The sequence below is a fragment of the Bifidobacterium indicum genome, from assembly GCF_036987015.1.
GTDB lineage: Bacteria > Actinomycetota > Actinomycetes > Actinomycetales > Bifidobacteriaceae > Bombiscardovia > Bombiscardovia indica.
This window is the reverse complement of the sequence record NZ_BTXM01000001.1, coordinates 265,266-284,515: the sequence shown is the minus strand read 5'-3', so window position 1 is coordinate 284,515 and position 19,250 is coordinate 265,266. Positions and strand designations below refer to the sequence as shown.

The following is a 19,250-nucleotide window of genomic DNA, read 5'->3' as shown; positions in this document are numbered from 1 at the left end:
TATCGGGCTGCCGCATACAGAGGGCGCCCCCGCCAGGACAAGCCCGGTCATGACCGGCCTGCCGTATGCGGGGGCGCCGCGTTCGGGAACCTTCCTCAGGACTCCTTGTCCGGAGTGTCCGAAGAACCCTTGGAGTGGCCGTTCCCCTTCTTCTTCCCCTTGCCGCCCTTGACCTTATGCGGTGGGGAAGGCTTGAGGAATTCAGGGATATCCAGGCTCTTCGGGTCGACCAGCGTATCCGGCTGTGTCCTGTCATACCCCTGGATGTACCTGGTCTTCTTCCAATGCTTGATGGAGGCGTTGGAGCCGCGGTGGTGGGCGTGGTACTGCCTGGGGGCGCCACCGTACTTGTCCTCGTCAACCTCCTTGGCCACGGCGATCTGGTTGACATTCGACGGATCCATGATGGCCAGGGGGGCCACAGGCTCCACGAAGTCGGCCGGGGCCGCCGTCCGCTCCTGCATCTTCTTGGGCAGCCACCTGGCGAAGTGCGAGAGAAGGAAGCAAACGAGGAAGTAGATCACGGCCGCTACGACCAGGGTCTGGAGAATGTTGAAATACATGGATCCCAGGCGCCGTGACTCCTGGAGGAGGTCGGTATACATGATGATCGAGCCCAAGGCCGTATCCTTGAGGACCACGACCAGCTGGGTCACGGCCGCCGGCAGCATGGCGTAGACCGCCTGGGGCACCTCAATCTGCATCAGGGACTGGGTCCTGGTCAGTCCAAGGGCCAGGGAGGCCTCACGCTGTCCATTGGGGAGATTGCCCACACCAGAGCGGATCAGCTCGGCCACGACCGAACCGTTGTACAGGATCAGTCCCAGGACCACGGCCCAGTAGGAGGCCTCGCTGACACCCGAGAAGGCGAACCAGCGCCAGAAGAAAATCATCAGCATCAGCACGGGCACGGCCCTGCAGAATTCGACGATCACCCCGGAAACCGTCCGGAGGATGAGATTTGGCAGGAGACGCCCGATGCCGAAGATGAAACCGAAGAGGACGGACCCGATCACCGCCAGCACCGAGGCCTTGATGGTCAGCCACAGGCCTGGCAGGTAAAAGTCCGACCAGGCCTCGTAATCCAGGGCGGGCTTCCAGAGCTCCCAACTGAGCTGGTTCTCCCCATCCGGCGGATTGTGCAGGCGCATCAGGATCATGAGGATGACCAGGGCGAAGATCACCGCCGCAATCAGGTTGGCGATGCGGATGGTGCGACGACCCTTGGGACCGGGCTGGTCGAAGAGGAGCGAACTTTCGTTTGTCTGTGCCATCCGGGTCACCTCCTCACAGCGAGCTTGTTGGACAGGAAGGTGGTCAGGGCCCCGATGGGCAGAACCAGGATCACATACCCCAGGGCGAAGATCAGGAAGATGGCCACGATGGAATTGGCATGGTACTCGATCATCTCGCTCATCAGGGAGGAGCTCTCAGTGGCCACCGAGGCGGCCGCAGCCACCGTCGAATTCTTCAGGAGGGCGATGAAGGTGTTGCCCAGGGGGGCCACCGATCCGCGGAAGGCCTGGGGCAGGATGATTTCGGAGGCCGACTGGATGAAGCTCAGCCCCAGGGCCCTGGCGGCCTCGGCCTGACCCAGGGGAACCGTGTTGATGCCCGAACGCAAGGACTCACAGACGAAGGCCGCCGTGTAGAGGGAAAGCCCCACAACGGCCAACCAGAAGAAGTTGACCGAGAAGACGGTCGAGAAGCTCAACTTGAGCTGGGCGAAGACCCCCAGAACCATGAAGACCATGATGATGGTCAGAGGCATGTTCTGGAAGAATTCCACATATGTCCTGCCGAAGACCCTCATGGAGGAGATCGGAGAGATGCGCATGACAACCAGAATGACACCCAGAATCAGCGAGAAGAGGGCGGACCAGAGGGTCAGCTGGATGTTGACCCAGAAAGCGCCCGGGATATTGTACTCGGAGAACAGTTGGAGCACGGAACCCATGATCACTCCCCTTCCTGAGGCTTGGGCGGATTGTACCGGGGATCTGGTCTGTAGTGGGTTCCCCTGGTGTTGTTGTCCAGGGCGCGCTGCCAGGAGCCGTTGGCCTCCATATCGGCCAGGGCCGCGTTGATCTTCTTTGCCAGGGCCTTGTCGCCCTTCTTGATGCCCACCCCATAGCGTTCCTGGGTGAAGGGCTTGCCGACCAGTCTGAGACGCCCACGGGAGGCGGAGGCCAGACCGGCCAGGATGATGTCGTCGGTGGTCACGGCATCGACGATCCCCGAGAAAAGGGCCGTGGCGCATTCGGCATACCCCGGCTGCTCCATGAGCTGGACCTCGCTGGCGAACTTCTGCTTGACGGTGACGGCCGAAGTGGAACCGGTCACCGAGCAGAGGCGTTTCCCGTTCAGGTCCTCCGGTCCGTTGATCTGGTGATCATCGGTCCTGACCATCAGGTCCTGGCCGGCCACGATGTATGGTCCGGCGAAGCTGACGGCCTTCTTGCGTTCATCGGTGATCGAGTAGGTGGCCACAATCATGTCCACATCGCCGTTCTGGAGCATGGCCTCACGCTGTTTGGATGGGGCCTCCTTCCAGATGATGTCATCCTTCGAGTACCCCAGCTTGTTGGCCACGTAGGTGGCCACATCCACATCAAAGCCCACGTAGGTGCCGGACTTCTTGAATCCCAGACCGGGCTGGTCGAACTTGATCCCTATACGAATCTTTCCGGCCTCCTTGTCTGACCCGCAGGCCGTCAGGGAGAAGAGACAGGCCAGGGCGCACAGGAAGGCCGTCAGATTGCGGAAGAACCGCCTGGCATGAATCCCCGTTCCTTGCATTGTGTCTTTCATTCAACGTTCTTTCTATGACTGTTCAAAGTCTTGCCGCCACCAGAATCAATGGGTCAGAATCTTGGAGAGGAAGTCCTGGGCACGTTTGGTCTTGGCATGGTCGAAGAACCCATCCGGGGTGTCCTCCTCCAGGATGCGCCCATCGGCCATGAACACGATCCTGTTGGCGGCCCTGCGGGCAAAGCCCATCTCGTGTGTGACGCAGATCATGGTCATACCTTCCTGGGCCAACTGGATCATGACATCCAGGACCTCGTTGACCATCTCAGGATCCAGGGCCGAGGTCGGCTCGTCGAAGAGCATGATCTTGGGCTTCATGGCCAGGGCGCGGGCGATGGCCACACGCTGCTGTTGACCGCCTGAGAGCTGGGAGGGCATCTTGGAGGCCTGCGACTCCACACCCACCCTGGCCAGGAGATCCATGGCCAGGTCCTCGGCATCCTTCTTGTCCATGTGGCGCACCTTGATCGGAGCCAGGGTCATGTTCTCCAGTATGGTCTTGTTGGCGAAGAGGTTGAAGGACTGGAAGACCATGCCCACCTCGGCCCTCAGGTTGGCCAGGTCCCGGCCTTCCTGGGGCAGGGGCTCACCATCGATCCTGATGACGCCGGAGTCTATGGATTCCAGCCTGTTGATGGTCCGACACATGGTCGACTTCCCGGAGCCGGAAGGCCCGACCACCACCAGGACCTCCCCCATGTTGACCCGCAGGTTGATGTCCTTGAGGACATGGAGGGAGCCGAAGTGCTTTTCGACATGCGACAGTTCCACCAGGGGCCTGGTGGCTGTTGTTGCTGCTGAGGCGCCCCTATCAGTACGACTTGCGTCGATGGGCGTGGTTCTTGTCTCGGTTTCACTCATAGACGGCAGTGTACCCAAGGATTGTTAGCTGGCAGATAACGGAACGGATTCCAAATCCACGGGAGGTTCAGGGGTGCGCGAAAGCGCCGGAAAGTCGCCAAAATCTCCAGGGGGTCAGAGACGGGAGAAACTGTCTCACATAGTGGGCGCAACCAGGCACTGAAACCTGAAATCCTCCCCGCACATCGCATTGCATGGACTCCTCAGCGGCACACGAAAAGGCCGCCATGACCTGCCCATGGGACTCGAGAAGACCGACACAGAGCATAGCCGACCATCAGATCCGGGGACCGAGACCACCGTGGAACATCACAGACAAGAACGGGAGGACCGAACCTGGCGGTCCTCCCCTGCAAGGAATACGGCTATCAGTCGGCCTTGCCCACTTCATCAGGATCGTAGTCGACGCCGGTCTCCGCACGCTGATCATCGGAGATCGGAGCCGGGGCACCGGTCATCGGATCCTGACCGCCACCTGACTTGGGGAAGGCGATGACATCGCGGATGGAATCGACGCCCGCCAGGATCTGAGCGGTCCGGTCCCATCCGAAGGCGATGCCGGCGTGGGGAGGTGCTCCATACTTGAAGGCCTCCAGTAGGAACCCGAACTTCTCCTGGGCTTCTTCCTGCCCGATGCCCAGCACCTTCAGAACCCTGTCCTGGATGTCGTCCCGGTGGATACGGACGGAACCACCGCCGATCTCCTCGCCGTTGCAGACGATGTCATAGGAATCGCTCATGGCATGCTCAGGGTCCTGGTCGAAGGTGTCGATCCAGTCGGCGGAGGGCATGGTGAAGGGGTGGTGCATGGATGTCCACTTGGAGTGGCCAACGGCCACATCGTCGTCCTCCGGGTCATCGGTGGGCTTGAAGAGCGGGAAGTCCACGACCCATGCCAGGGCGAACTCATCAGGCTTGAGAAGACCCTGGCGGCGGGCGATCTCCACCCTGGCCGCACCCAGAAGGGTCTGCGAGACCTCACGCCGCCCGGCGGCGAAGAAGACGGCATCCCCGTCTTCGGCATGAACGGCCGCCTTGAGACCCTCACGCTCCCGGTCGGAGAGGTTCTTGGCCACGGGGCCCTTGAGGACACCATCCGTGGAGAACTGAACGTATGCCAGACCCTTGGCCCCACGCTGCCGGGCCCATTCCTGCCAGGCGTCGAACTGCCTGCGTGGCAGGTCCGCGGCCCCCTTGTAGACCACGGCACCCACGTAGGGGGCCTGGAAAACCCTGAAGGGGGTGTCCTTGAAGTAGTCGGTCAGTTCCACGATCTGGTTGCCGAAACGGAGATCGGGCTTGTCGGAACCGTACTTATCCATGGCGTCATGCCATGAGATGCGCTGGATGGGGAGCCTGACCTCGAACCCGGCGGCCTTCCAGACGGCGGCGATGACCTGTTCGGCCATGGCCATGACGTCCTCCTGGGAGGCGAAGCTCATCTCGATGTCCAGCTGGGTGAACTCGGGCTGGCGGTCGGCGCGGAAGTCCTCGTCACGGTAGCAACGGGCGATCTGATAGTAGCGCTCGAACCCACCGACCATGAGCAGCTGCTTGAGGAGCTGGGGCGACTGGGGCAGGGCGTACCAGGAGCCGGGCACCAGGCGGGCCGGAACCAGGAAGTCACGGGCGCCCTCAGGGGTGGACTTGATCAGGGTGGGTGTCTCGATCTCGCAGAAGTCCATGTCGTCCAGGGCTGCTCGTGCGGCCTTGTTCATCTTGGCCCGGAGACGGATTGCGTGCTGCATGGAGGGCCTGCGCAGGTCCAGGTACCGGTATTTGAGACGGACATCCTCGCCGGGCAGCCTGTTCTCCGACTCGTTCTCCAGGGCTGTGGAGACCTGGAAGGGCAGGGCGTCGGACCTGGAGAGGACCGTGATGGCATCGGCGACGATCTCGACGTGGCCTGTGGAGAGGTGCTCGTTGTCATTGCCCTCGGGCCTGGCCCTGACCTTCCCCCTGACCTGAATGACGAACTCACTACGCAGGGGGCGGGCAACCTCCTCGTCATAGATGACGATCTGAACCAGACCGGAACGATCCCTCAGATCGATGAAGGCCACGCCGCCGTGATCGCGACGACGATCCACCCAACCGGCGACCGTGACCTCCTCGCCGATCCTGGCCTCGGTGACCTCCGTGGCGTAGCTGGTTCTGTAAGCCGAATGGCCCATGCTTCCTCGTTCCTCCATAGTGCTCGCCTGGCCCTGTGTCAGGCCTTGAATTCCACTGTCTGCCGGGCGTATACGCTATCGGGCGTCCACGACACCGGGTCGGCGGGGACCTGATCCCCGGTGACGATGTTCTTGACCTGGTCCCCTTCCTCCTGATCCTCCTGGGCGGGGAACCAGACATAGGGAATGCCGAGGTGGTCGGCATAACGAATCTGCTTGCCGATCTTCGCGGCGGTGGGTGCAACATCGGTCGCAATCCCCCGTGCCCGCAGACCCTGGGCGATGTGGTTGCTGACGGGCCGTTCCTCCTCGTTCCAGACGGCCACCATGACCGTGGCGGGGGAAACGCGCGAAGCCTGGGCGCCCTGGGCCAGCAGGTAGGAGAGCAGACGGGAGAGCCCTATGGACAGGCCCACTCCCGGGTAGGTCCGATTGCCTTGGGAGGCCAGGTTGTCGTAACGGCCGCCCGAGCAGATGGAACCCAGCGATTCCGCCCCCTCCAGGAAGGTCTCGTAGACGGACCCGGTGTAGTAGTCCAGTCCGCGGGCGATCTTCAGGTCTGCAATGACCGAACCAGGCCGGATCCGATCCGCCTCGTCGATGATCATGGCCAGGGTCCCCAGTCCCTCCATGGCCAGGCTGTAGGCATCGGAAGCCATGTCGATCCCGACCCTGTCGGCCAGGGCCTCGAAGCGCTCACGCAGCTGGGTGCCATTTTGGGCCGTCAGTTCGGCCAGGTCAAGGCAGGCACGGGCCTGGTCCTGGCTGGCGCCGCACTCGGAGACCAGGAGTTTGGCCACATCGTCGGCCCCGATCTTGTCCAGCTTGTCAATCTCACGGAGGACACCCTCGATGTCGGTAAGTCCTATCCCCCGGTAGAACCCCTCGGAGAGCTTGCGGTTGTTGGCGTGGACGGTGGGCTTGGGGAGCCCCAGGGCCCGTAGCCCCTCCAGGGCGCTGAGCATGACCAGGGGCACCTCGACCTCATAGTGGTCCGGCAGGTCACCGTTGCCCACCACATCCACATCGGCCTGGACGAACTCGCGGAACCGACCCTCCTGGGGCCGTTCCCCCCTCCAGACCTTCTGAATCTGCCAGCGCTTGAAGGGGAAGGTGAGCTGACCGCTGTTCTCGACCACGTACCGGCTCAGAGGCACGGTCAGGTCGAAATGAAGACCGAGACGGTTCTCGACGGGCACGTCCTTCTCCTGGCCAAGATCCTGCAGGCGGGAAAGGAGATAGATCTCCTTGCTGGTCTCCCCCTTCTTGAGCAGGCTGGAGCCCTGTTCGACGGCCCGGGTCTCTATGCCGATGTAGCCATTGAGCTCAAAAACCCTGCGAAGGGTATCGATGGCCCGCTGCTCAACCACCCGCTGGGAGGGCAGCCATTCCGGAAATCCTGATAATGATGCGCCTTTTGCCATAAGAACCTATAATAGAAGAGGTCAAGGAAAATGGCATCGCCGTATTCTGCGATCTCTCCAACACACAAGCTTAAGGAGCTGGCCATGGCCGACGAGACTGCCACCACACCCGAGAACACCCAGACGCCTGAGGAGGAGCAGCGCACGGATCAGACGGCAGAGGAGAACACTGCCGCCGAGACCCCCCAGGCCGGCGCCGAACCCATTGCCACAGCCGAGAGCCCTGAAGAGACCCCGGCACCAGCACAGACGGCCCCGGTTCCCGCAGAGCCCAGGTCTGAACCTGCTCCGGCAGCACCGACACCCTCTCCTGTGCCGCCTGCACCTGTCGGGAATCCGGAAGCAACATCTGCTCCCGCACCCGTCCCGGCACCGGCCAAGCCACGGGGCCCAGCTCCCACCCCTGCCGCCTTCGCCAAGAAGACCCCCCATGTGGCTCCGGCACCCAGCGCCCCCACCTACTCCGAAGCGGAAATCAAGGAGGCCGAGACCTTTGGCCGCGTGGACGACCGGGGCAACGTCTTCGTCAAGGAAGGCGAGACGGAGCGCCAGGTAGGCCAATTCCCCCATGCCACCAAGGACGAGGCCCTGAACCTCTACGCACGCCGCTTCCTGGACATCAAGGAGAAGTTGGATCTCTTCGACGCCCGGCTGAAAACCACAAAGGTCAAGCCCCGCGAGATTGACGAGTCGATCAGGAGCCTGGGCGAGGAGGTCAAGGAACCCGATGTCGTCGGCAACATCGCCTCCCTCCGCACCCGACTGGAGGATCTGACCAGGCAGGGTCAGGTCAAGAAGGAGGAACTGGCCGAGGCCCGCAAGGCGGCCATGGCCAAGGCCATCGAGGAACGCACCGCCATCGTCGAAAAAGCCGAGGAACTGGCCAATTCCCTGGATGAGTCGACCAACTGGCGTTCCACCGCCGACAAGTTCCGCTCCCTCTTCGAGGAGTGGCAGAACCACCAGCGCACAACCATCCGTATCGACAAGACCGACGCCGACGCCCTCTGGAAGCGCTTCTCCTCCGCCCGGACCACCTTCAACCAGGCCAGGCGCAAGTGGGCCCAGCAGCGTGACTCCCAGCGCGCCGATGCCAAGCGCATCAAAGAGGAGATTATCGCCCAGGCCGACAAGATCAAGGATTCGACCGACTGGGGCACCACCTCCCACGAGTTCAATGAGCTCATGGACCGGTGGAAGCAGGCCGGACGGGCGGGCCGTCAGGATGATGACCAGCTCTGGGCACGCTTTCGCCAGGCGGCCGATGTCTTCTTCGATGCCAGGCAGGCCGACCGCGACAAGACCTCCGTGGACGAGAAGGACAACCTGGCCAAGAAGGAGGCCCTTCTGACCAAGGCCGAGGCCCTCCTCCCGGTCAAGGATGTCAAGGCAGCAAAGCAGGCCCGTCAGGCCCTGGCTTCCATTCAGGAGGAATGGGACCAGATCGGGTACGTCCCACGCTATGACGTCCGCCGTATTGAAGGGCGCATGGATGCAGTCGACCGGGAGATCAAGTCCGTGGAAGATGCCGCCTGGAACCAGTCCGACCCCGAGGCCGACGCCCGCGTGTCCAGCTTCGAGGAGCAGCTCACGGCCCAACTGGATGAGCTCAACCAGCAGATCGCCGCGGAGACCGACCCCGACAAGAAGCGTCAGCTGGAGACGGAGAAGGCCACCAAGGAGCAGTGGCTGAACGCCGTTAAGTAACCGGTACATTTTCCGTCCCGTATCCGGGGCAGAACCTGTAGGGTCCGCACCAACCAGGTGCGGACCCCTCGTTCATATCTTTATTCTTCCATGTCTTTATTCCCGCCCTGATACGGCAAGGGTCTAGATACTGCGCATGTGCGGAGTGGCCGAACCCTTGGCGCCGGTCAGGCGATAGGCGTCGAAGACCCCGTCAATCTTGCGTACCGCCGCCAGGAGGGTGTTAAGGTGCTGGGGATCGCCCATCTCGAAGACGAACTGGCTGACCGCCACCCGATCACGGCCGGTGGACTGGCTGCCCGAGAGGATGTTCACCCCGTGGTCCGAGAGGACCTGGGTGATGTCCGAGAGGAGATGGGGTCTGTCCAGGGCCTCGACCTGAATCTGGACCATGAAGGTGCCCTGCTTGCTGGTCCAGGAGACCTCGACGATGCGCTCGGGCTGGTTGCGCTTCAGGTCCAAGAGATTCTGGCAGTCGGCCCGATGGACCGAGACGCCCTGGTTCCGGGTGATGAACCCGACGATCCTGTCACCCGGTACCGGAGTGCAGCAGCGGGCCAGCTTGACCCAGACATCGTCCACACCCTTGACTGAAACTCCCTGGGAGGACTCCGACCGGGAGGCCTTGGTCACCTGGCGCAGGGGTATGGCCTCCTGCTCCACCTCGTCCTCGAGGTTGGACCGGCCGGCATCACGGACCAGACGTGAGATGACGTTCTGGGTGGAGACCTGCCCATCCCCTAAGGCTGCATAGATCGCGTCCTCATTGGGGTAGTTCAGCTCATCGGCGGCACCTACCATGGCTTCAGGTGTCAGGAGAGTGGCCACGGGCAGGTTGCGCTTGCGCATGGCCCTGATCAGGTCATCCCTGCCCTCTTCGATGGTCTCGGAGCGACGCTCCTTGCTGAACCACTGACGGATCTTGCTGCGCGCCCTGGGGCTCTTGGCGAAGCTGAGCCAGTCCCTGGACGGCCCATCGGTATCGGACTTGCTGGTCAGTATCTCTACCGTGTCGCCGTTCTGAAGCTTGGTATCCAAGGGGACCAGACGCCCATTGACCCTGGCGCCCATGGTTCGGTGCCCCACCTCGGTGTGGACCGAATAGGCGAAGTCGACCGGTGTGGACTCGGCCGGCAGTGAGACGATCTTCCCCTTGGGGGTGAAGACGTAGACCTCGGATGACCCAAGATCGTCCTTGAGGGAGCCCAGGAACTCGTCCGAGTCTGGGGTCTCACTGGTCCAGTCGGCCAGCTGCTGGATCCACTTGAGGTTATCCTCCTGGGAGAGCTCGCTGACCTCCTGCTTCTCACGCTTGACATCCGACTTGTCGGGCTGGGAGAGTTCCCGGCCCGCCGACCCGTTCTCCTTGTACTTCCAGTGGGCCGCGATGCCGAATTCGGCCCTGCGATGCATCTCCCAGGTCCGGATCTGGATTTCCACCGGCTTGCCCCCCGGCCCCACCACCGTCGTGTGGAGGGACTGGTACATGTTCGTCTTGGGCATGGCGATGTAATCCTTGAAGCGCCCGGGCACCGGGGACCAGCGGGCGTGGACGGCACCCAGGGCCGCATAGCAGTCGCGGATGGAATCGACGATGATCCTGACCCCGACCAGGTCGTAGATGTTGGCGAAATCATGCCCTCGGACAATCATCTTCTGATAGATGCTGAAGTAGTCCTTGGGTCGGCCAGTCACCTGGGCGTCGATGCCCTGGGAATCCAGGTCCTCATGGATCTCGTCCAGGATCTGCCGCAGATAGACCTCACGCTGCCCTGCACGCCTGGAAACCAGGACCACGATCTCGTCATAGATCTTCGGATAGAGGGTCTTGAAGCTGAGCTCTTCCAGCTCGGTCTTGATGGCGTTCATGCCCAGGCGGTTGGCCAGGGGGGCGTATACATCCAGGGTTTCGCGCGCCTTGCGCTGAGCCGAGGAGGCCTTGACATACCGCCAGGTCCGGGCATTGTGGACCCTGTCGGCCAGCTTGACCACCAGGACACGCACATCACGGCTCATGGCCACGATCATCTTGCGGGTGGTCTCGGCCTGGGCCGAATCCCCATAGTCCATCTTCGATATCTTGGTGACCCCGTCGACCAGTCCGGCCACCGTATCGCCGAACTCCTCCCGGCACTCGTCCAGGGTGTAATCGGTGTCCTCGACCGTGTCGTGAAGTAGGCCCGCCGAGACCACCGTCGACCCCATGCCCAGGTCGGCCAGGATCTGCGCCACGGCCAGGGGGTGGATGATGTACGGCTCTCCTGATTTGCGCCTCTGCTCGGCGTGTTGCCTCACCGCGCGGTCATAGGCCTTCTGGAGGATGGAAAGGTCCTCGTCGGGATGATGCTCCCGACAGATCTGCCGTATGGGAACCAGGGGGTTGAGGGGGTTGTCGCTCACCTCGCACCCCAGGGCACGGGAGGACAGCTCAGACGGACCCTTGCCGCTCACGTCATTGCCGCAGACGCTGCCCTCCATAGCGACCATCAAGCCTCCAATGTCCGATAATGCACCAATCCTACACGCATCGGGCATGTCAAACCCCTACCGTGTCTGCCTTCGTGAATCAGACTCCCGTGGAACCGAAACCCCGTGAGGAACGGGCCGAACCGGGAAGGCATGCCGCGGGGATGAACCGTGCCTGGACGTACCGCTGGATGACCAGCTGGGCAATCCTGTCGCCCGGCTGGAAACGGACCGTCCGGTCGGAATCCAGGTTAATCAGGGGGACCTTGATTTCACCCCGGTACCCGGCATCGATGGTCCCCGGCGCATTGAGGACGGTGACACCCCGCTTGACGGCCAGTCCGGAGCGGGGATGCACCAGACCCACATACCCCGCCGGGAGGGCCAGGGCGATGCCTGTGGGCACCAAGGCACGCTGGAAGGGGGCCAGTTCCACGGCCTCCCTGGTCTTCAGGTCGGCACCGGCATCACCCTCCATGGCATAGACCAGGGGGACCGGGTCCCCCGTCGCTTCCCCGTCCGGTCCACCGACGGTCTTGACCAGGACCTCGATGGATTCAGGCTCGTTGTATGTCTCGTCGTAGGCCATCAGGCGGCGCACTCCTTGCAGACGGGTTGCCCGTCGGGAGTGGCGTAGGCCAGCTGGCTGCGGTGCTTGACCAGGAAGCAGCTGGAGCAGATGAACTCGTCACCCTGCATGGGGATGACGGTGACGGAGGAATCCTCGTTGCTCAGATCGGCCCCCGGAAGTTCGTAGTCCTCGGCAATGGCGTTCTCGTCATCATCCAGGTCCGCTCCGGCATCCTGATTGGTCTTGCCGAGCTCCTGCAGGGATTCCTCATCTTCGTCCTTATCGCGGGGGGAATCGTAATCCTGTGCCATCATTACCCTTTCATTATCATCCGGCCCTGTTCACCGGTGAAGCATATACGACATGTACTGCGCATAGGATACACGATTTCAAAAGCACGTAAAATACAAACCATAGGGCACAATGAAAGAAACCGTGACCACCGAGGAGATAGGGGCGTGCATGTCTGAGAATGGGATCAGGATGGCCCGCTTTGACCATGTGAGCGAGAAGGGCGATCTGGTCTTTGTATGTGACCATCGGCACTTCGCCGTACCAGTCGACGATGCGCTTGATCACGCCATTCTCGAGGCCAAGCAGGTCAAGGAGGAAGAGGAGGGGACACCCCGCCCGCAGGCAGCCGCACCCCTGCCGGTCTCGTCGATACAGGCCGCGATCAGGGCCGGGGCACGCCCCGCCAACGTAGCTCAACAATTCGCTGTCAACGAAGCCCTCGTTCGGCGTTTCGCGGCCCCGGTCGAAACAGAAAAGAAATATGCCATCGAGCAGTTCCTGACCATGCAGGCCCCCAAGGGGTCGGCAGGACACACCAACCAGGACCTGATCGCCAGGGTACTCCGGCAGGCGGGTGCAACCATGAAGAACCTGATCTGGGAGGCGACCCGACAGGGATATGAACCCTGGAAGATCAGCGGGGTCATCCAGATCGACAAGCGGATAGTCAATGCCCAGTGGGCCTGGAACATGCACGATAATACGGTGACCTGCCTGAACGATGCGGCCAGGACCCTCCTTGACCAGTCCAACCTGGCCGATCTGCTCGGGGACATGGCTTCCCCGGCCCCTCCAAAGCAGGCCGAACCGTGCCGGACCGACGAGCCGAAGCCCCTCCCAGCTCAACCCGAAACCACTGAAACCGGACAGGGTTCCTTCCAGGGGGAACAGACCAGGCCGGAGTACGACCCCGCCCCGATACGAACCTCCGTCGGCAGCACGCCCATGACCGCTGCCGAGGCGGTAAGCAACAGGCCCCGGTCATCGCAAACACCTGGGAGCAAAGATCCGAAGCCGGACGACGGCGACAGGCACTCCGCCCTGACCGCCTGGCTCTACGGAAAGCCGTCGGCCGAGAAACCGCAGCCCAAGGAGACCCGCCAGAATCTGGACGATGAGACCAGGCCCTCCTTCCTCCGGTCCGCCGAGTCACAGGCAACGGAAACAACCGCTGATGGCAATCAGGCCAAACAGGCAATGCCGGTCCAGGAACCGGCCAGACAGGGGTTCGATATGGCCGCCTCCCGCGAGCAGGAAGCACAGACCCAGACCCTCCCCCGGCAGGACCCGAGCAATCGAAAATCCGAGCAGCCGATGAAGCAGCCACAGCAGCGGACAAAGGGCGGCCAACGTAAGCATTCTGGGCGTTCCGCAGTTCCCAGTTGGGATGAAATCCTCTTCGGCGACTGATTCCGGCCAGGAGCGAACCTGGACGATGACCAGGCAGCTCAATCGAATCCGACCGGGGTTCAGACCAGGTCGATCAGGCAGGGAATCCGCGTCTCCAGAATCGTCGATGAACCGTGCACCCCGGGCAGGCGTGTGGCCGCGTCGATCTGAATCCTTGAATCGACCAGGGTCATCCGGTCATGAGCCAGGACCAGCAGGTCACCGATCATCGGTCTGACCCGGTCCTCGACCTGACCGAAGAGACCGGCTCCAATGGCCTTCTCCTTGGTCATGACCTGGGCCAGGTCACCCAGTCGGTTCCTCCAGCGCTCGGCTATGGCCCCGGGATCCGTGCCCTTCCGGGCGTAGAGCATGACAGCCCTGGGCTCCCCTCCCACCAGGTCCACCCCATCCTTCAGAACGGGTTCCCGGGCGATGTCGATTCTCTGGTGGGGGTCGGCCGCCACCATGCCGTGGTCGGCCACGATCAGGACCAGGGTTCCCTTGGGCAGGCTCCGATGCAGGAGGGCCAGGAGGGAATCGGCACCCTCCAGGGCGGCGATCCACTCAGGCGTATCCCAGCCCCGGTGATGCCCCACCTTGTCCACGTCACGAATGTAGAGGTAGGTCAGACCCGGCTCACGAGCGGCCCTGGCGGTGTCCATGATGCGCTGACGCGAATGATCGGCAGACCGGTAATCACTCCCCCGCAGTGCCGCCCGGGTCAGGGCGGAATCACGGAACCGGGGAAGGCCGCAGGAGGTCACCCTGACATCCTGGGCTGCCAGCTGCTCGAAGACCGTGGGCTGGCGCTGCAGGTCAAGGGGGTCGATGGCATTCCGGAATTGGATCATCTGGCTGATCAGGCCATTCTCGGGATTGAGCTGGGTGTAGCCGGTCATCCCGGTCAGCCCGGGGCAGGTGCCGGTACCGAAGACCCCCATGGCGGCGACCGTGGTCGAGGGCAGACAGGTGGTCAGAGGACGCTGGTTCAGGGGTTCGTTCAGAAGGGAGCGCAGGTAGGGCACATGCCCGGCCCGGGTGGCCAGGTTCCAGAAACCCAGTCCATCGACCAGGACCACAACCGCCGACCTGGCATCGGGCAGGCTCAGTGCTTCCTGGAGCTTCCTGGGAGAAGGGTGCATGGGGGTCGAAACCGGATGGCCTATGGCCGCGCTGACGGCAGGCAGAACCGAGGAGAGATGACGGGGACCCCCGACCTCCCCCTCGCCAATCTGATCCCCATAGTGGAGGGGCAGGGTGGGGTGCAGCAGTTCCTTCATCTCCGGTACATCCAGCCCCATATCCCCTATTCAATCACCCTTTGCCGATAAGAGGCCACCCGCCAGCCCTGTCGGATCCGTTTGGCGGTCCATCAAGTTATCATAGGGCGGAACGTCAGGAAGCAGGAGAGCAGACAGCATGGCAAGGCAACGCAGGAGCAAGGCTGCCGGGTACGACCCCCGGGAGGTCAAGGAGAACATCGTCGAAACCCCCCTGAACGAGGAGATGAGCAAGTCCTTCCTGGAGTATGCATACTCGGTCATCTATGCCAGGGCCCTGCCTGACGCCCGTGACGGTCTCAAGCCGGTGCAGCGCAGAATCATCTACCAGATGGGTCAGATGAACCTGAACCCCGACCGGCCCTACATGAAGTCCGCCCGTGCCGTGGGTGAGGTCATGGGCAAGCTCCACCCCCACGGGGACTCCTCCATCTACGAGGCCATGGTCCGCCTGGCCCAGCCCTTCGCCATGCGTCTGCCCCTGGTCGACGGACACGGCAACTTCGGCTCCCTGGATGACGGTCCGGCGGCCTCCCGATACACCGAGGCCCGCCTGGCCCCGGCCGCTCTGGGCATGAATGCCGACATCGACCAGGACACGGTCGACTTCTCCCCCAACTACGACAACAAACTGAAGGAGCCGGACGTCCTCCCCTCGGCCATCCCCAACCTCCTGGTCAACGGGGCCTCCGGCATCGCCGTGGGCATGGCCACCAACATGATCACCCACAACCTGGGCGAGGTGGTGGCCGCATCCAAGTACCTGATGGGCCACCCGGATGCCAGCCTGGACGACCTGATGCGCTATATTCCCGGTCCGGACCTCCCCGGCGGAGGCGTCATCGTCGGACGTGACGGGATTCGCCAGGCCTATGCCGAGGGCCGCGGGGCCTTCGTGACCCGCTCGGTGACCCATGTCGAGAACGTGACCGCCCGCAAGAAGGCCATCGTCGTCACTGAACTCCCCTTCATGGTCGGACCGGAGCGGGTCCTGGAACGCATCGGCGAAGGGGTCAAGAACCACAAGCTGGAGGGGATTTCCAGCGCCATTGACCTGACCGACCGCCACAACGGCACCCGGATCGTCATCGAGATCAAGACCGGGTTCGATCCGGGCAAGGTCCTGGGCAAGCTTTTCAAGTACACCCCCCTGGAGGACTCCTTCACCATCAACAACGTGGCCCTGGTGAACGGGCGTCCCCACACCATGGGACTCAAGGAGCTCCTGGAGGTCTGGGTCCAGCACCGGCGCACGGTCATCAGACGGCGCAGCGAGTTCCGCAGGGTCAAGGCCAAGGAACGTCTCCACCTGGTCGAGGGCATGCTTCTGGCCCTGGTTGACATCGACGAGGTCATCCAGGTCATCCGCAGCTCGGAGAACGCCGAGGAGGCCAGGACCCGACTGATGGCCGTCTTCGACCTGGATCAGATCCAGGCCCAGTACATCCTTGACCTCCGCCTGCGCCGTCTGACCAAGATGAGCCGGATCGAGCTGGAAAGCGAACGGGACGATCTGCGCCGTCAACTGGAAGAACTGGAGAATATCCTCGGTTCCGCCACGGCTCTGGACCGGGTGGTCATCGAGGAGATGGACAAGGCCGTTGACGAGTGGGGCGACCCCCGCCGGACCGTGATCCTGGACCAGGAGCCCTCCGGCGAACTGGCACCGGTCACCGCCCAGGAGGACGAGGAAAGCGCGCGGAGACTGGCCAACGCCACCAGGGCCCTGGCAGTCGCCGGCCAACCCGGCAAGAGCGATGCCGGTGCAGGGGCCAGTCTCCAACTTGATGATCAGCCATGCACGGTCATGATGAGCGCCACTGGTCTCCTGGCCCGGAGCACACCCGGTGCCATGGAGGTCTGGCAGAGCAGGAGCAATGTCGACGGACGGGCGACCGATGACCAGATTCTGGCCATCTTCCCCACCACCACGCTCTCATCCTATGGTCTTGTCACCTCGGCCGGGCGTCTGGTCACCGCCCAGGTGGCAGACCTTCCACTCATACCGGCCACGGCCAACCTGAGCCTGACCGGAGGGGTCCACGGAAGCGAACTCCTGAGCGGGACCGAAAGCACCGATCCCCTTCCCGGGGAGGAGGCCGTGACGGTCATCGACCTGAAGGGCACCGCCCCCCTGGCCATAGGCACCAGGCAGGGCACCGTGAAGCGCTGGAACCGTGAGGCACCGACAACCATGGACTCTTGGCCTATCATCGATCTGAAGGAGGGAGACGAGGTGGTCTTCGCGGCACCTTCCGACGACAAGGACCGTCTGGTCTTCGTGTCCTCGGATGCCAGCCTCCTCACCTTCCAGGCCGACAAGGTACGCCCTCAGGGGCGCAACGCCGCAGGCATGGCCGGAATCAGGCTGGATGAGGGTTGCCGGGTCAGCACATTCGCCGTGGCGCCCGCCGGCAAACTGGCCTGGACCTACCAGGAGACCGAAGCTGGTCTGACCTCTCAGTCCGGTACGGTGATCCTGACCGTGGCCGGCGATTCGGAGGCACTGCCCGGAACCGAGAACGGCGCAGCCAAGGTGACCCCCCTGGAGATGTACCCGGTCAAGGGACGCGGAACGGGCGGGGTACGCTCCCAGCGCTTCCTGAAGGGGCAGGACACCCTCCTGACGGCCTGTGTGGGTCCCTGGCCGCTTCACGCCTCAACGGCCGCTGGTGCCCCCGTGGAGCTCCCTGATGTGGACATGCGCAGGGATGCCTCCGGTCAGGAGCTGGCCGCACCCATTGCCTACGTGGCCTGAGGCCGTCGGCATCCTGCAGCCATGAAACCGGCGTATTCCAGGCTCAGTAGAGTCGCATGCCGCCCGGACCTGCCGTGAAACCCGCCTGGCGCATGGCATCCGTATAAGGATTGCGCTGCCCCAGGGAAACGCCATTGACGTCCTTGAAGAGGGCTGTGTGAATCTGCGAGCGCCTCAGCCAGGCCGCCAACTGCCTGCAGGCCTCCCCTGCCTGAGAACGGTCAGCCCCCTCGAAGACCAGGATCCGATGCCCCTTGGGGGCTGCATACAGAACGGCCCTGCCACCAATCTGGACCAGGAGGTTTCCCGCCCGTCTGATGGGGCGCAGCGGCTCAAGGATGGCGTCAGCATCTGGAACCGGGGCCGGAGCAGGCCAATCCAGGGCCGATCCGTACAGGTTGGCGGGATCGATTACATCCATGACGATGCCGGGCTGAACCTCTTCGGGCTGCCTGCTCCCACCACCCTGCCAGGGGCGTTCCCGCTCCTCCTCATACCGCCGCAGGTCCTCGATGGTCTCCCGGGAGGTGAACTGGGCACCGCCGAAGTCCTGGACCACCACGCTCCGAATCAACTGTCCGGCATCCTCCATCTGTTGGCAGACCTGATATATGGCGGAGAATCCGCCAGCGCTCTCCCTGGCCTCGGGGAGGACCGATGCCGCCAGTGCATACCGGTCGATCAGGAGCCGTGTGGACTGGACCAGGCGGGAGGCTTCGGCCCCCTGCTCGACCTCAGGCTTGCCGGGTTCCCGATTTGCCTGGTCTGACGAAACGGTCCCCTCGGCAGGCCTGACCAGGGTCCATAGTCCCTGATCCGCGGCCATGATGGAGGCCGATTGAGGCATCGCAGGTGCCCGCCTACCCGGCCGACCAAGGCCTCGCAGGCGGGAGGGGGGCCGTCGGGATGTAGTCGGCTTCGCCTGGGAGAATCCCTGAAGGAGGACCCTGACGGGCGCCATGGAGATGTTGGTCACCCGTGCCTGTCCGACCAGCCGCCAGAGGGTTTCTGCCATGGTCTCGCGGTTCCGCCCTGATCCCGCTTCCGATTCACCGGAGCGACACAGGTTGACCAGGTCCTCGAAACGGTAGGCACCCCCGCCCTGCAAGGCGGCAACCATGGCATCTTCAGGACTACCACCATCCCCCGCCCTCTCGGCCCCCACTTCGTCCCCGTCCCCATGGAGCCCGGGCAGAGGAGGAACCAAGCAGTCGATGTCCTCGACCAGGAAGAAGGCAAGGGAACCCAGTGGCTCCCCACCGGTCTGACCACCCAGCCATACCACCTGGCCGGAGGCCAAAAGACCGTCGAGCAGGGAGGGATTGTAGTCACGGATACGACTGGGGAAGACCGCCGATTCCCAGAGTCCCACGGGAAGGTAGAGCCCCTCGAGTTGGGCGATCACCTCAAGCAGACCATCCTGACCTTGGTAGGGTTCGCGACCGACGGGTCCCAGCCCCTGGTACTCCAGAAGAAAGGCGCTGTAGGTCTCCTGCGTGACGGGTCGGGTGG

Annotated in this window: 13 protein-coding genes and 1 pseudogene; 3 read left to right on the top strand and 11 right to left on the bottom strand. The window is 63.1% G+C overall.

What is annotated here, in order from left to right:
• Positions 1-95: 95 nt before the first annotated feature.
• The 6 genes from AACP59_RS01080 to hisS all read right to left on the bottom strand — a co-directional run bounded on the left by AACP59_RS01080 (position 96) and on the right by hisS (position 7,270).
• Positions 96-1,274, bottom strand: coding sequence for an amino acid ABC transporter permease (locus tag AACP59_RS01080; protein ID WP_297316157.1), 1,179 nt, complete (start codon positions 1,272-1,274; stop codon positions 96-98).
• Positions 1,275-1,279: 5 nt separating this feature from the next.
• Positions 1,280-1,957: an amino acid ABC transporter permease gene (locus tag AACP59_RS01075; RefSeq protein WP_297316158.1), complete on the bottom strand. Its 678-nt coding sequence runs from the start codon at positions 1,955-1,957 to the stop codon at positions 1,280-1,282.
• Between the two features lie 2 nt (positions 1,958-1,959).
• Positions 1,960-2,799 carry a transporter substrate-binding domain-containing protein gene (locus AACP59_RS01070; RefSeq protein ID WP_339350061.1) on the bottom strand — a complete coding sequence of 280 codons (840 nt, stop codon included), beginning with the start codon at positions 2,797-2,799 and terminating at the stop codon, positions 1,960-1,962.
• A gap of 57 nt (positions 2,800-2,856) precedes the next feature.
• Positions 2,857-3,672: an amino acid ABC transporter ATP-binding protein gene (locus tag AACP59_RS01065; RefSeq protein ID WP_297316159.1), complete on the bottom strand. Its 816-nt coding sequence runs from the start codon at positions 3,670-3,672 to the stop codon at positions 2,857-2,859.
• Positions 3,673-4,040: 368 nt separating this feature from the next.
• Positions 4,041-5,846 carry an aspartate--tRNA ligase gene (aspS, locus tag AACP59_RS01060; RefSeq protein WP_297316160.1) on the bottom strand — a complete coding sequence of 602 codons (1,806 nt, stop codon included), beginning with the start codon at positions 5,844-5,846 and terminating at the stop codon, positions 4,041-4,043.
• A gap of 38 nt (positions 5,847-5,884) precedes the next feature.
• Positions 5,885-7,270: a histidine--tRNA ligase gene (hisS, locus tag AACP59_RS01055; protein ID WP_297316161.1), complete on the bottom strand. Its 1,386-nt coding sequence runs from the start codon at positions 7,268-7,270 to the stop codon at positions 5,885-5,887.
• 84 nt (positions 7,271-7,354) lie between these two features.
• On the opposite strand from hisS, the gene AACP59_RS01050 reads away from it, so the two are divergent.
• On the top strand, positions 7,355-8,977 hold the full coding sequence (locus AACP59_RS01050; RefSeq protein ID WP_339349429.1) for a DUF349 domain-containing protein: 1,623 nt from the start codon (positions 7,355-7,357) through the stop codon (positions 8,975-8,977).
• A 123-nt stretch (positions 8,978-9,100) separates the two neighbouring features.
• Here the strand turns inward: AACP59_RS01050 and AACP59_RS01045 are convergent, their stop codons facing one another.
• The 3 genes from AACP59_RS01045 to AACP59_RS01035 form a co-directional block, all read right to left on the bottom strand.
• The gene (locus AACP59_RS01045) at positions 9,101-11,455 is read right to left on the bottom strand and encodes a RelA/SpoT family protein (RefSeq protein WP_339350060.1); all 2,355 of its coding nucleotides are present in this window, start codon (positions 11,453-11,455) and stop codon (positions 9,101-9,103) included.
• Between the two features lie 88 nt (positions 11,456-11,543).
• Positions 11,544-12,032, bottom strand: a complete 489-nt coding sequence (gene dut, locus AACP59_RS01040; RefSeq protein ID WP_297316163.1) for a dUTP diphosphatase — start codon at positions 12,030-12,032, stop codon at positions 11,544-11,546.
• The gene (locus AACP59_RS01035; protein WP_297316164.1) at positions 12,032-12,325 is read right to left on the bottom strand and encodes a DUF4193 domain-containing protein; all 294 of its coding nucleotides are present in this window, start codon (positions 12,323-12,325) and stop codon (positions 12,032-12,034) included. Before AACP59_RS01035 ends, dut begins: the two co-directional genes overlap by 1 nt.
• A 151-nt stretch (positions 12,326-12,476) precedes the next feature.
• Here AACP59_RS01035 and sepH point away from each other — a divergent pair, with 151 nt between their 5' ends.
• The gene (gene sepH / locus AACP59_RS01030) at positions 12,477-13,718 is read left to right on the top strand and encodes a septation protein SepH (RefSeq protein ID WP_339349426.1); all 1,242 of its coding nucleotides are present in this window, start codon (positions 12,477-12,479) and stop codon (positions 13,716-13,718) included.
• A 59-nt stretch (positions 13,719-13,777) separates the two neighbouring features.
• On the opposite strand, the gene AACP59_RS01025 is transcribed toward sepH, so the two are convergent.
• Entirely contained in the window at positions 13,778-15,001 is a 1,224-nt protein-coding gene (locus AACP59_RS01025) for an alkaline phosphatase family protein (protein WP_339349425.1), read from the bottom strand.
• Between the two features lie 118 nt (positions 15,002-15,119).
• Here AACP59_RS01025 and AACP59_RS01020 point away from each other — a divergent pair, with 118 nt between their 5' ends.
• The gene (locus tag AACP59_RS01020; protein ID WP_297316167.1) at positions 15,120-17,738 is read left to right on the top strand and encodes a DNA gyrase/topoisomerase IV subunit A; all 2,619 of its coding nucleotides are present in this window, start codon (positions 15,120-15,122) and stop codon (positions 17,736-17,738) included.
• A 43-nt stretch (positions 17,739-17,781) separates the two neighbouring features.
• On the opposite strand, the pseudogene AACP59_RS09575 reads toward AACP59_RS01020, so the two are convergent.
• Positions 17,782-19,227, bottom strand: a pseudogene (locus AACP59_RS09575) (Lhr family ATP-dependent helicase); the annotation flags it as partial.
• Positions 19,228-19,250 lie beyond the last annotated feature (23 nt).